At 66.9% G+C, this 14402-nt stretch carries 6 protein-coding genes; all 6 read left to right on the top strand.

Going from position 1 to position 14402, the window contains the following annotated elements:
* Positions 1–14: 14 nt before the first annotated feature.
* On the top strand, positions 15–1256 hold the full coding sequence (locus AC5P76_RS07975; protein ID WP_053515617.1) for an efflux RND transporter periplasmic adaptor subunit: 1242 nt from the start codon (positions 15–17) through the stop codon (positions 1254–1256).
* A gap of 74 nt (positions 1257–1330) precedes the next feature.
* Positions 1331–4564 carry an efflux RND transporter permease subunit gene (locus tag AC5P76_RS07970; protein ID WP_053515615.1) on the top strand — a complete coding sequence of 1078 codons (3234 nt, stop codon included), beginning with the start codon at positions 1331–1333 and terminating at the stop codon, positions 4562–4564.
* A 31-nt stretch (positions 4565–4595) separates the two neighbouring features.
* Positions 4596–7718 carry an efflux RND transporter permease subunit gene (locus AC5P76_RS07965; protein ID WP_065174390.1) on the top strand — a complete coding sequence of 1041 codons (3123 nt, stop codon included), beginning with the start codon at positions 4596–4598 and terminating at the stop codon, positions 7716–7718.
* Positions 7719–7940: 222 nt separating this feature from the next.
* Positions 7941–9998 (top strand): TonB-dependent siderophore receptor, encoded by a 2058-nt coding sequence (locus tag AC5P76_RS07960; RefSeq protein ID WP_478452326.1) that lies wholly within the window; start codon positions 7941–7943, stop codon positions 9996–9998.
* 96 nt (positions 9999–10094) lie between these two features.
* A complete protein-coding gene (yccS, locus tag AC5P76_RS07955; protein WP_065174388.1) occupies positions 10095–12275 on the top strand; it encodes a YccS family putative transporter in 2181 nt (726 codons plus the stop codon).
* Between the two features lie 75 nt (positions 12276–12350).
* The gene (locus tag AC5P76_RS07950; RefSeq protein WP_445394056.1) at positions 12351–14240 is read left to right on the top strand and encodes an MFS transporter; all 1890 of its coding nucleotides are present in this window, start codon (positions 12351–12353) and stop codon (positions 14238–14240) included.
* Positions 14241–14402 lie beyond the last annotated feature (162 nt).

Raw genomic sequence — 14402 nt, 5'->3', positions numbered from 1 at the left:
CTTGGAGTCCTTGAATGTCACGTGTTTGGAAGATCGTGCTGCTGGTCGTGGCCGTACTGGTGCTGGCCGTGGTGGGCCTGCGCGTGCTGGGCGGTGGCAAGGACAAGGCCGGCAGGCCCGGCGTCGCCGCCGGCCAAGGTGGCGATGACGCCGATGCCGCACCGGTACCGGTGACCGTGGTCGACGCCGTGCGCCAGGACGTGCCCGTCTACGCCAGTGCGCTCGGTACGGTCACCGCGATGAATACCGTCACGGTCAGCCCTCAGGTCGGCGGCCAGCTGATGAGCCTGAACTTCCGCGAAGGCCAGGAAGTGAAGCAGGGCGACGTGCTGGCGGTGATCGACCCACGTACCGCCCAGGCCAGCTATGACCAGGCCGCTGCCGCCAAGCGCCAGAACGAGGCGCTGCTGGCGACCGCGCGCTCCAACTACCAGCGCTCCAATGCCCCCGAGTACCGCCAGTACGTCGCCAAGACCGATCTGGATACACAACGCAACCAAGTGGCACAGTACGAAAGCGCAGTGGCCGCCAACGAGGCGAGCATGCGCTCGGCGCAGGTGCAGCTGCAGTACACCAAGGTCACTGCGCCGATCTCCGGCATCGCCGGCATCCGTGCAGTCGATGCCGGCAACGTGGTCAACGCGGGCACCGCCCTGGTCACCCTGACCCAGATCCACCCGATCCACGTGCTGTTCAACCTGCCCGAACGCCAGCTCGGCGATGTGCGCCAGGCACAGGCGGCCGGCAGCGTTCCGGTGGCCGCGCTGGACCGTGCCGATTCGCACGTGCTGTCCGGCGACGGCAAGCTCGATGTGGTCGACAACCTGATCAGCGCCGACAGCGGCACCTTCAAGGCACGCGCGGTGTTCGACAATGCGGACAACGGCCTGTGGCCCGGCCAGTTCGTCAATGTGCGCATGCAGCTGCGCACCATCGGCGGCGGCGTGGTGATTCCGACCCAGGCCGTGCTGCGTGGCCCGGACGGCGAGTATGTCTACGTCGTGCAGGGCGACAACACGGTGAAGATGCAGACCGTGCGCAGCGGCGTGGAAGTGGGCGACAGCCACGTGCAGATCGCCGAGGGCCTGAAGGGCGGCGAGCGGGTGGTCAGTGAAGGCCAGTTCCGCCTGAAGCCCGGCAGCAAGGTCACGGCCCTGAAGCCCGGTGAGACCCCGGCTGCACCAACCGAGGCCGAATTGAAGGCCGCCGAACAGAAGAGTGGCGGCGCAGGCCGCCGCGGTGGTGGCCCGCGCTGAGCGCAGGCCACCGATTCCTTTCGCGCCGGCATCGACGCCGGCGCTGCCATTGAAGCGCCAGCAAGGATCAGTCCGTGGGCTTTTCGACGATCTTCATCCGCCGCCCGATCGCCACCTCGCTGCTGATGGCGGGCCTGTTGCTGCTGGGCATTCTCGGTTATCGCAAGCTGCCGGTGTCGGCACTGCCGGAAATCGATGCGCCCAGCCTGGTGGTCACCACCCAGTACCCGGGTGCCAATGCCACCACGATGGCCTCGCTGGTCACCACCCCGCTGGAGCGGCAGTTCGGCCAGATCTCCGGCCTGGACCTGATGACGTCCGATTCGTCGGCCGGGCTGTCGACGATCATCCTGCAGTTCTCGATGGACCGCGACATCGATATCGCCGCGCAGGACGTGCAGGCGGCGATCCGCCAGGCCACCCTGCCCTCGTCGCTGCCCTACCAGCCGGTCTACAACCGGGTGAACCCCGCCGATGCGGCCATCGTCACCCTGAAGCTCACCTCGGACACGCGCCCGCTGCGGGAGGTCAACAACTACGCCGATTCGATCCTGGCCCAGCGCCTGTCGCAGGTGCAGGGCGTGGGCCTGGTGTCGATCGCCGGCAATGTCCGCCCGGCGGTGCGCATCCAGGTCAATCCGGCGCAGCTGTCGAACATGGGCCTGACCCTGGAAGAACTGCGCAGCGCGCTCACCCAGGCCAACGTCAATGCGCCGAAGGGCTCGCTGAACGGCAAGACGCAGTCCTACAGCATCGGCACCAATGACCAGCTGTCCAGTGCCGCCGAATACCGCGACACCATCATCAGCTACAAGAACGGCCGCCCGGTGCGGCTGTCGGACGTGGCCGCGGTGGTGGACGGCGTGGAGAACGACCAGCTGGCCGCATGGGCCGACGGCAAGCCGGCTGTCCTTCTCGAAGTGCGCCGCCAGCCGGGCGCCAACATCGTGCAGACCGTCGAGCGCATCCGCGCGATCCTGCCGCAGTTGCAGGGCGTGCTGCCGGCCGACGTGCATCTGGAGATCTTCAACGACCGTACCGAGACCATCCGCGCCTCCGTGCACGAAGTGCAGTTCACCCTGGTACTGACCATCGGCCTGGTCGTGGCGGTGATCTTCGTGTTCCTGCGCCGCCTGTGGGCCACGATCATTCCTTCGGTGGCGGTACCGTTGTCGCTGGCCGGCACGTTCGCGGTGATGGCGTTCACCGGCATGTCGCTGGACAACCTTTCGCTGATGGCACTGGTGGTCGCCACCGGCTTCGTTGTCGACGATGCCATCGTCATGATCGAGAACATCGTCCGTTACATCGAGCAGGGCAAGAGCGGCAAGGAAGCGGCCGAGATCGGTGCGCGCCAGATCGGCTTCACCGTGCTGTCGCTGACGGTATCGCTGGTGGCAGTGTTCCTGCCGCTGCTGCTGATGCCCGGCGTCACCGGCCGCCTGTTCCATGAGTTCGCCTGGGTGCTGAGCATCGCGGTCGTGCTGTCGATGCTGATCTCGCTGACGCTCACCCCGATGATGTGCGCCTACCTGCTCAAGCCCGACGCGCTGCCGGAAGGCGAGGACGCGCATGAACGGGCGCACGCGGCCGGCAAGCAGACCGTGTGGAGCCGCACCGTCGGCCTGTATGAGCGCAGCCTGGACTGGGTGCTGGACCACCAGCGCCTGACCCTGGCCGTGGCCGGCGGCGCCCTTGTGCTGACCGTTCTGCTGTACGTGCTGATTCCCAAGGGCCTGCTGCCCGAGCAGGACACCGGCCTGATCACCGGCGTGGTGCAGGCCGACCAGAACATCGCGTTCCCGCAGATGGAGCAGCGCACCAGGCAGGTGGCCGAAGCGCTGCGCAAGGATCCGGATGTGACTGGCGTGTCGGCTTTCATCGGCGCTGGCAGCATGAACCCCACGCTCAACCAGGGCCAGTTGTCGATCGTGCTGAAGGAGCGCAGCCAGCGTGATGGGCTGGACCGGATCCTGCCGCGCCTGCAGGAGGCCGTCGCCGGGATTCCCGGCGTAGCGTTGTATCTGAAGCCGGTGCAGGACGTCACCCTCGACACCCGCGTGGCCGCGACCGAGTACCAGTACTCCCTGTCGGACGTGGACGCGGCCACCGTCGCCACCCAGGCCACGCGCCTGACCGAGGCCCTGCGCCAGCGGCCGGAGCTGGCCGACGTGGACAACAACCTGTCCAACCAGGGCCGTGCCCTGCAGCTGACGATCGATCGTGACAAGGCCAGCGTGCTGGGCGTGCCGATGCAGACCATCGATGACACGCTCTACGATGCGTTCGGCCAGCGCCAGATCTCGACCATCTTCACCGAGCTCAACCAGTACCGCGTGGTGCTGGAAGTGGCACCGGAGTTCCGCACCAGCACCGCGCTGATGGAGCAGCTGGCGGTAGCCTCCAACGGTGCTGGCGCGCTGACCGGCACCAACGCCACCAGCTTCGGCCAGGTCACCTCCTCCAACTCCTCCACGGCCACCGGCATCGGCGCGCAGAACACCGGCATCACGGTCGGTGCCGGCAACATCATTCCGTTGTCGGCGCTGGCCGAAGGCCAGGTGACCAGCGCCCCGCTGGTGGTCAGCCACCAGCAGCAGCTGCCGGCCGTGACCGTCTCGTTCAACGTCGCGCCGGGCTATTCGCTGTCCGAAGCGGTACGCGCGATCCAGGAGACCAAGGACAGTCTGGACATGCCGGCGCACCTGCATGCCGAGTTCATCGGCAAGGCCGCCGAGTTCACCGGCAGCCAGACCGATGTGGTGTGGCTGCTGCTGGCCTCGCTGGTGGTCATCTACATCGTGCTGGGCGTGCTGTACGAGAGCTACATCCATCCGATCACGATCATCTCGACCCTGCCGCCGGCAGGCGTCGGCGCGCTGCTGGCGCTGATGCTGTGTGGCCTGAGCCTGTCGGTGGACGGCATCGTCGGCATCGTGCTGCTGATCGGCATCGTCAAGAAGAACGGCATCATGATGGTGGACTTCGCGATCGAAGCACGCCGCGCCGGTGCCAACGCGCATGAAGCGATCCGCCGCGCCTGCCTGCTGCGCTTCCGCCCGATCATGATGACCACGGCTGCGGCCATGCTCGGCGCGCTGCCACTCGCGCTGGGTACCGGCATCGGCTCGGAACTGCGCCGTCCGCTGGGCATCGCCATCGTCGGCGGCCTGCTGCTCTCGCAGCTGGTGACGCTGTACACCACGCCGGTGATCTACCTGTACATGGAGCGCTTCTCCGAGTGGCTGGCGCGCCGCCGCGAGCAACGCGCACTGCGCGAGGGCACGCTGCAGGAGCCGCAGGCATGACCCCTGCCCCGCTGCTGCGGGGGGCCGCGCGATGAACCTGTCCGGCCCCTTCATCCGCCGCCCGATCGGTACCGCCCTGCTGGCCATCGGCCTGTTCATGGTGGGCCTGATCTGCTACCTGAGGCTGGGTGTTTCGGCACTGCCGAACATCCAGATTCCGGTGATCTTCGTGCACGCCAGCCAGGCCGGTGCCGACGCGGCGACGATGGCCTCCACGGTCACCGCACCGCTGGAGCGTCATCTGGGCCAGCTGCCGGGCATCGACCGCATGCGCTCGTCGAGCTCGGAAGGCAGCTCGCTGGTGTTCATGATCTTCCAGAGCGACCGTGACATCGATTCGGCGGCGCTGGACGTGCAGACCGCGATCAATTCCGCGCAGGCCGATCTGCCCTCGGGCATGGGCTCGCCGATGTACCAGAAGGCGAATCCGAACGACGACCCGGTGATCGCCATCGCACTGACCTCGCAGACGCAGTCGGCCGATGAGCTGTACAACGTGGCCGACTCGCTGCTGGCCCAGCGCATCCGCCAGATCAGCGGCGTGGCCTCGGTGGACATCGCCGGCGCGTCGACGCCGGCAGTGCGCGTGGACGTCAACCTGCGGCTGATGAACGCGCTGGGCCTGACCGCCGACGACCTGCGCAACGCGGTGCGCGCGGCCAATGTGACCTCGCCGACCGGCTTCCTCAGCGATGGCAACTCCACCACCGCGATCATCACCAACGATTCGGTGGCCCGCGCTGCAGACTTCGCCAACCTGGTGGTGAAGACCGAAGGCGACGGCCGGGTCATCCGCCTGAAGGACGTCGCCAACGTCTACGACGGCCAGCAGGACGCCTACCAGGCGGCATGGTTCGACCACAAGCCCGCGGTGGTCATGTATGTGTTTACCCGCGCCGGCGCAAACATCGTGGAGACCGTCGACCGGGTGAAGGCGCAGATCCCGACGCTGCGTGACTACCTGCAGCCGGGCACCACGATGACGCCATACTTCGACCGCACGCCGACGATCCGCTCGTCGCTGCACGAAGTGCAGATCACCCTGCTGATCAGCCTGGCGATGGTGGTGCTGACCATGGCGCTGTTCCTGCGCCGGCTCGCCCCGACCCTGATCGCGGCCGTGACGGTGCCGCTGTCGCTGGCCGGCGCCGCACTGGTGATGTATGCGCTGGGCTTCACCCTGAACAACCTGAGCCTGCTGGCGCTGGTGATCGCGATCGGCTTCGTGGTGGACGATGCGATCGTGGTGATCGAGAACATCATGCGCCACCTCGACGAAGGCATGCCGCGCCTGCAGGCAGCGTTCACCGGCGCACGCGAGATCGGCTTCACGATCGTCTCGATTACCGCCTCGCTGGTTGCGGTGTTCATCCCGCTGCTGTTCGCCAGCGGCATGATGGGCGCGTTCTTCCGTGAGTTCACCGTCACCCTGGTGGCGGCGATCGTGGTCTCGATGATCGTCTCGCTGACGCTGACGCCGGCGCTGTGCAGCCGGTTCCTCAGTGCGCACGACCATCGCGCGGCACCCTCGCGCCTGGGCCGCTGGCTGGACGCCGGCCACGAACGCATGCTGCGCATCTACACGGTGTTCCTCGATTTCTCCCTGCGCCACGCGTTGCTGCTCTCCCTCACGCCGCTGATCCTGATCGGCGTGACCGTCTTCCTGTTCGGCGCGGTGAAGAAGGGCGCCTTCCCGCCACAGGACACCGGGCTCATCTGGGGCCGCGCCAACTCCAGCGCGACCGTGTCCTTCGAGGACATGGTCAACCGCCAGCGCCGCATCACCGACATGCTGATGGCCGACCCGGCGGTGAAGACCGTCGGCGTGCGCCTGGGCAGTGGCCGCCAGGGTTCCAGCGCGCAGTTCAATGTCGAACTGAAGTCACGCAAGGAAGGCCGCCGCGAGACCACCGCGCACGCACTGGCGCGACTGAGCGCCAAGGCCGACCGCTATCCCGACCTGCAGCTGCGGCTGCGCGCCATCCAGGATCTGCCCAGCAACGACGGCGGCGGCTCCAGCCAGGGCGCGCAGTACCGCATCTCGCTGCAGGGCAACGATCTGGCGGCGCTGCAGGAGTGGTTGCCGAAGCTGCAGGCGGAACTGAAGAAGAATCCCAAGCTGCGCGATGTCGGCACCGACGTGGACAACGCCGGCCTGCGCCAGAACATCGTGATCGACCGCGCCAAGGCCGCGCGACTGGGCGTCTCGGTCGGTGCCATCGACGGTGCGCTGTACGGTGCATTCGGCCAGCGCCAGATCTCGACGATCTACTCGGACATCAACCAGTACAGCGTCGTGGTCAATGCCCTGCCTTCGCAGACGGCGACCCCCACCGCACTGGACGAGGTCCATGTGCGCGCAGGCAATGGCGAGATGGTGCCGATCACTGCGGTGGCCACCCAGGTACCGGGGCTGGCGCCTTCGCAGATCACGCATGAGAACCAGTACACGACGATGGACCTGAGCTACAACCTCGCCCCCGGCGTCAGCATGGGCGAGGCAAAGGCGATCATCGATGCGACCGTGGCCGGCATGCGCATGCCGGGCGACATCCGCCTGGCCGACGATGCAGGCTTTGGCTTCAATTCCGATCCCAGCGACATGCTGATCCTGGTATTGGCGGCGATCCTGACCGTGTACCTGGTGCTGGGCATGCTGTACGAAAGCCTGATCCATCCGGTGACGATCCTGTCCACGCTGCCGGCGGCAGGCGTAGGCGCGCTGCTGGCCCTGTTCGGTACCAACACCGAGCTGTCGGTCATCTCGATGATCGCGCTGGTGCTGCTGATCGGCATCGTCAAGAAGAACGCGATCATGATGATCGACTTCGCGCTGGTGGCGCAGCGCGAGCACGGACTGACCCCGCGCGAGGCCGCACGCGAGGCCAGCATCGTCCGCTTCCGGCCGATCATGATGACCACGATGGTGGCCATCCTGGCTGCGGTTCCGCTGGCAATCGGCCTGGGCGAAGGGTCGGAGCTGCGCCGGCCGCTGGGCATCGCGATGATCGGTGGCCTGCTGTTCTCGCAGAGTCTGACCCTGCTCAGCACGCCGGCCCTGTACGTGATCTTCTCCTGCCTGGCCGAGCGTTGGCGGGCGCGGCGCGCGCGCAGGCGCGAGGCGAAACTGCTCAAGCGCGCGCAGCGCGCCTAGCCTCGGTAGCGCCGGGCCACGCCCGGCGCGCCGCTACCACCCGGGCGACGCTCACGGTTTGACGCGCTGTAACGAAAAGAGAACAATTCGCAACCAGCCATGGTCCTGCGCCCCTGCGGCGCCCCGCTCCCAGTTCACGGACAGCCTGCGTGATCCCAGCCACTGCCTCTTCCCCCAACCATGGGTGGATGGCCTGTGGCCGTCCGCCGAGGAATCCGATCGATGCCTTCGTTCCGCACCCCGCGCCTGGCCCTGCTGGCCGCCGCCCTGTCCACCGCCTGCGCAGCCCATGCGCAAGCCCCGGCTGATGCCCGCAGCGCCACCGACCTGGACGCCATCAAGGTGGTCGGCGAACGCACCCACACCGAAGCCGGCGCGCTGGGTGACCGTGCCCTGCGCGATACCCCGTTCGCCATTACTGCGGTCGGCCGCGAACAGCTCGAGCAGCGCCAGGTCGTATCGCTGGGCGAAGCCTTCCTGTTCGATCCATCGGTCACCACCCAGGTAAGCGCCTACGCCAGCGGCTGGAGCTCGCCCATCCGCAACCGCGGCATCGATCTGAACTACGACAGCTACCGCGTGAACGGTCTGCAGGTATCCTCGTGGGGCACCGAATGGCCGCTGGAAGTGATGGAACAGGTGGACCTGCTGAAGGGCCCCGGCGGCTTCCTGTACGGCTTCGGCGCGCCCGGCGGCATCGTCAACTACATCACCAAGAAGCCGACCGATACCCCTGCCTTCTCGGCGCAGCTGGGCTGGCGCGAACAGGCCATCATCAGTGGTGGTGTCGATGCCGGTGGCCGCTTCGGAAACGAAGATATGTTCGGCTATCGCTTCAACGCGTATCAGGAGAAGGGCGAAACCTTCAACGGCGGCCATGTCGACCGCAAGGTCGGCGCGCTGTCGCTGGAGGCGCGCCTGAGCAATGCGCTCACCTGGACCTTCGACGGCGTGTTCCAGTCCCGCGACCTGAGCGAAGAGTCGCCGCAGTACTACTTCATCGGCATGACCTCGCTGCCGCGGCCGATTGCCGGCGACGTCGACAACAGCGTGCCGGGCACCTACTACGATACCCGTTCCAGCCTGCTGTCCACGGCGTTCACCTGGCAGATCAACAGCGGCTGGAAGGCCAGCCTGAGCTACGGCGTCACCACCTCCTGGAACGACGTCAACAAGATCTTCGCCTACATCGATGATCCGAACGGCGACTACAACGTGAATGTGTATGAGCTGGGCGGCAAGAGCCAATGGAAACTGGCGCAGGCGCTGGTGCAGGGCGGCTTCCGCACCGGCCCGCTGCAGCACCAGCTGGTGGCCGGCGTCAGCCACCAGACCGGGCTGGGCTGGGACCGCCCCTACGAGTGGAACACCATTGGTCGCGCCAACCTGTACCAGCGTTCGGCCATCCGCCACGACGCGGTGGGTTCGCGGGTGATGACCCGCGGCGATGAAACCGTGCAGCAGGCCGTATTCGCCAGCGATACCGTGGACTTCGGCGGGGGCTGGTCGGTGCTGGCCGGCTGGCGCTACAACGACTTCGAGACCAAGGGCCGTTACCACACCTACCCGGTCACCCCGACCTATGCGGTGATGTTCAAGCCCAGCGAGGCCGTGACCCTGTACGCCAGCTACATTGAATCGCTGGAAGCCGGCAGCCGCGTGGGCAACCCCTACATCAACGCCGGTGATGTGCTGGGTCCGACCATCAGCAAGCAGTACGAGGTCGGCGCCAAGGTAGAAGCCTCGCGCTGGAATGCGAACGTGGCCGCATTCCGCCTGGAACGCGGTGCCAACATCGACCAGCCCACCGACGCCGGCCTGCGCCTGGTGCAGGATGGCATCACCCTGTACGAAGGCGTGGAAGCCAGCGCCGACCTGCACCTGACCGATGCGCTGACCGTGGGTGGCGGCGTGACCTGGCTGGACCCGACCTACGACAGGCTGTCGCCCGACAATGCCGCGCAGGAAGGCAACCGCACCGTCGGCGCCGCGCGCTGGAGCGGTGTGCTGCATGCCAGCTACCAGCTGCCGTGGGTCGATGGACTGGAAACCTATGCTGCCGTGCGCTACTACGGCGATGTCTGGTACGACGCCGACAATACCCTGAAGCTGCCCGACTACACCCTGGTCAATGCCGGTGTGGGCTACCGCCTGATGGCGTCGGGGCACCCGGTCACCCTGCGCGCCAGCGTGGAGAACCTGGCCAATCGCAGGTACTGGTCGAACGCGGGCGTCGGCCTGCCGCGCACCTTCGCGGTGAGCGTGCGCTGGGAGATGTAACCCGGCTTGTGCGGGTGCGGACCGTGGGTCCGCACATTGAACACCGCACCCACGCGCACACCGCCATAATGGAGGCAATCCGCCGCCCGAGCCTGCATGTCCGCGTCCCATTCCCGCCTCAGCCGCCTGTGGGCACACGAGAAAGCCAGCTATGGCCTGCGCGTGTTCATCGCCCTGTCGGCTGCGATGGCCGTGTGCTGGCAGCTGGACGCGCTCCCCGCGCTGCCCGGGGCGTTCCTTGGCATCATCGCCAGCGCGATCGCCGAAACCGACGACAACTGGTGGGGCCGCACCAAGGCGGTGCTGCTGTCGCTGCTGTGCTTCTGCATCGCCGCCGCCTCGGTGATCGCGCTGTTCCCGTGGCCGTGGCTGTTCATCGGCGCACTGGCGCTGTCCACCTTCGGCCTGACCCTGCTGGGCGCTCTGGGCGAACGCTACGCCTCCATCGCCCAGGCCACGGTGACCCTGGCCATCTACACCATGATCGGGCTGGAACAGCATGGCGGCGCCGGAGATCTGCCACGTGCGTTGCATGCGGTCAGCCACCTGCTGGCCGGTGCAGTCTGGTATGGCCTGCTGTCCATCGTCTGGACCGCGCTGTTCGCCAACCGCCCGGTGCGCGAACGCGTGGCCCGTCTTTACCAGGAACTGGGCCGCTACCTGCAGCTGAAAGCCGCCTTGTTCGAGCCGGTGCGTGAGGCCGACCTGCAGCGCCGCCAGCTGGATCTGGCCGAACAGAACCGGCGTGTGGTGGGAGCCCTGAACGAAGCAAAGACGGCGATCCTTGCGCGCTTCGGCCGTTCCGGCCGGCCCGGGGTCAACTCCGGCCTGTACCTGCGCCTGTACTACATGGCGCAGGATTTCCACGAGCGCGCCAGCTCCTCGCACTATCCCTATGGCGCACTGGTGGATGCGTTCTTCCACAGCGACGTGCTGTACCGCTGCCAGCGCCTGCTCGATCTGCAGGGGCAGGCCTGCGCGCGTCTGGGCGAAGCCATCCGCCTGCGCCGCCCGTTCGTGTATGGCGAGAGCAACCAGCAGGCCGGACGCGACCTCGCCGACGCGCTGGCCTACCTGCGCGACCAGCAGCGCCCGCAATGGCAGCGCCTGCTCGGTTCGCTGGATCTGCTGGTGCACAACCTGCGCAGCATCGAGCGCCGGCTGCTCGACGCCGAACGCTCCGAGGCCAGCCTGGACAATGTCGACACGCGCCTGCGCGACAGCAACCCGCACACCCTGCGCGAGATGGGGGTACGGCTGCGCCAGCAGCTCACGCCCGGCTCGGTGCTGTTCCGCCATGGCCTGCGCATGGCGCTGGCGCTGATCGCCGGCTTCCTGGCGATCCGCCTGTTCAATGCCCAGAACGGTTCATGGGTGCTGTTGACCATCGTCTTCGTGTGCCGGCCGAACTTCGGCGCCACGCGCCAGCGCCTGGCACAGCGCATCGTCGGCACCCTGGCCGGCCTGGTATTGACCTGGGCGCTGCTGCAGCTGTTCCCACAGCTGCACGTGCAGCTGCTGATCGCCTTGCTGTCGGCGCTACTGTTCTTCTTCACCCGCACCGATCGCTACCTGGTGGCCTCGGCCGCGATCACGGTGATGGCGCTGACCTGCTTCAACCTGATCGGCGATGGCTTCGTGCTGATCGTGCCGCGCATGGTGGATACGATCCTGGGCTGTGCGATCGCTGCCGCGGCCGCCTTCCTGATCCTGCCGGACTGGCAGGGACGTCAGCTGCATCGGGTCCTGTCACGGGTACTGGATACCGCCGCGCGTTACCTGGATGCGGTGCTGGGCCAGTACCGCAGTGGCATGCACGATGACCTGGCCTACCGCATCGCCCGCCGCGACATGCACAATGCCGACGCGGCGCTGTCCACTGCACTGTCGAACATGCTGCGCGAGCCCGGCCATGTACGCCGCAACCTGGATGCCGGCTTCCACTTCCTCGCGTTGTCCAACACCCTGCTCGGTCATCTGTCGGCACTGGGTGCCCACCGCGACCAGGTCGACAGCTACGCCGGCGACCCGCTGGCACTGGCCGCCGGCGACCGGGTGCGCAAGGCGCTGCAGCAGCTGGCCGGCGCGCTGGCCGCACGGCAGGCGGTTGCGGAGGATGACAATGATGCCGACCGCGCAGTCGCTGCGGAGCTGGAGCAGATCGAGGACGTGATGCCACCGAAGCTGCAGTTGATCCGCACCCAGATGGCGCTGGTGCTGCGCCTGCTGCCGAAGCTGCGTGCCGCCGCCAACGAGGCCGTACGCAGCCTGACCTGACCGCCGCCCGGCAGCACTGGATCCGGGCCCGGCCGGCGGGCAGGAATGCTAGGCTGCGCCGGTCAAGGAGATTCCATGTCCGGTCACAACCAGTTCGCCCTGCTGCGCCAGCGCCGCTTCCTGCCGTTCTTCATCGTGCAGGCGCTGGGCGCTTTCAACGACAACGTATACCGGCAGGCCATCATCGGCCTGCTGTTCTACCTGGGCGTGTCCGAAGAGCAGCGTTCGCTGTACACCACGCTGGCGCCAGCGATCTTCATTCTTCCCTATTTCCTGTTCTCGGCATTGGCCGGGCAGATCGCCGACAAACTGGAGAAGTCGCGGCTGATCGTGATCACCACCACGATGGAGATCGTGATCATGTCGTTGGCAGCGATCGGCTTCCTCACCGAGAACCTGCCGTTCCTGCTGGTGGCGCTGTTCTGCACGGGCATGCAGTCGACCCTGTTCGGTCCGGTGAAGTACTCGGTGCTGCCCTCGGTACTCAAACCCGAGGAGCTGACCGGTGGCAACGGGCTGGTGGAGATGGGCACATCGATCTCGATCCTGTCAGGGATGATCATCGGCGGCGCCGTGTTCCTGCTGGCCGGCAGCCACGGGCCCGTGTTCGCGGCATCGCTGGTCATCGCTTTGGCGGTCTGCGGCAACATCGCGGCGCGATTGATTCCCAGGGTCGATGCCGGCGACCCGGGCCTGAAGATCAACTGGAACCCGCTGCCCGAGTCGCTGGTGGTGCTGCGCATGGCGCGCCAGCAGAAGGCGGTGCGCAACGCGATCCTGGGCGTGTCCTGGTTCTGGTTCGTCGGCACCGTGCTGACCTCGCAGCTGCCGAATTATGCGCTGGCCAACCTGGGCGGCGAACCCAAGCTGTACCTGCTGGCACTGGCGCTGTTTTCCATCGGCACCGGCGTTGGCTCGTTGCTGTGCGAGAGGCTGTCGGCGCGCACAGTGGAGATCGGCCTGGTGCCGCTGGGCGCGTTCGGCATGACCGCGTTCCTGCTCGATCTGTACTTCGCCCGCAGCGGCGAGGCCACCGTGCAGGGGCTGAGCATCTCCCAGTTCCTGCAGCAGCCCGGCAGCGTGCGCATCGTCATCGACCTTGTCGGAATCGGCCTGTTCACCGGCATCTTCGTCGTTCCGCTGTTCGCCCTGATCCAGAGCCGCACGCCGAAGGCGCAGATGTCACGCGTGTTCGCCGCGTTGAACATCCAGAACTCCGGTTTCATCGTGTCCGCCGCACTGCTGTCACTGGCCGCGCGCGAACTGCTGCACTGGAGCATCCCGCAGCTGTTCCTGGCGCTGGCGATCGCCAATGCCGTGGTGGCGATCTACATCTTCACCATCGTCCCCGAATTCCTGATGCGCTTCCTGAGCTGGGTGATGGTGCGCACCCTGTACCGGCTGCGCCCGCATGGCATCGAAGCCAATGTGCCGGATGAAGGCGCAGCACTGATCGTCTGCAATCATGTCAGCTACATGGATGCACTGATCCTGTCGGCGACGATTCCGCGCCCCGTACGCTTCGTCATGTACTACAGGATCTTCAACATCCCGGTGATGCGCTGGATCTTCCGCACCGCCAAGGCCATCCCGATTGCCGGGGCTCGCGAGGACGAGGCCTTGATGCAGCGCGCGTTCGAGGAGATCGATGCGGCGCTGGCCGAGGGTGAGCTGGTCTGCATCTTCCCGGAGGGAGCACTCACCCGCGATGGGCAGATGGCGCCGTTCAAGTCCGGCGTCGAGAAGATCCTCGAACGCCGGCCGGTGCCGGTGGTGCCGATGGCCCTGCGCGGGATGTGGTCGAGCATGTGGAGCCGGCGCGACAGCCGGCTTGGCCGCATGCGGGTTCCGCGCCGCTTCCGCGCCACCGTCGAGGTGGTGGCGGCGCCTGCCATCGATGGTCGCAGCACCGACGCGCCGGCACTGGAAGCCCAGGTCCGCGCCCTTCGCGGCGATCACGCCTGACGGAATCCCTCCGTTCGCGCATAGCCGGGCCATCCGCCCCACATGCGACAACGTCAGTGCCGTGCCCGTCATTGCCGGGCTGAAAACGCATACATGCGACGCAGGTTGCGGTAGATTACGCACCCACAGGGGGGAGGTCCGGCCCGTTCACTACGGTCGGCC

This window comes from Stenotrophomonas sp. YJH_SMC_36 (genome assembly GCF_059369935.1).
This window is presented reverse-complemented; position numbering and strand designations above follow the sequence as displayed.

What these genes read in the sequence shown, in the direction of transcription:
- AC5P76_RS07975 (WP_053515617.1), top strand. Translation starts at nt 15, where the DNA reads ATGTCACGTGTTTGGAAGATCGTGCTGCTGGTCGTGGCCGTACTGGTG.
- AC5P76_RS07965 (WP_065174390.1), top strand. Translation starts at nt 4,596, where the DNA reads ATGAACCTGTCCGGCCCCTTCATCCGCCGCCCGATCGGTACCGCCCTG.
- AC5P76_RS07960 (WP_478452326.1), top strand. Translation starts at nt 7,941, where the DNA reads ATGCCTTCGTTCCGCACCCCGCGCCTGGCCCTGCTGGCCGCCGCCCTG.
- yccS (WP_065174388.1), top strand. Translation starts at nt 10,095, where the DNA reads ATGTCCGCGTCCCATTCCCGCCTCAGCCGCCTGTGGGCACACGAGAAA.
- AC5P76_RS07950 (WP_445394056.1), top strand. Translation starts at nt 12,351, where the DNA reads ATGTCCGGTCACAACCAGTTCGCCCTGCTGCGCCAGCGCCGCTTCCTG.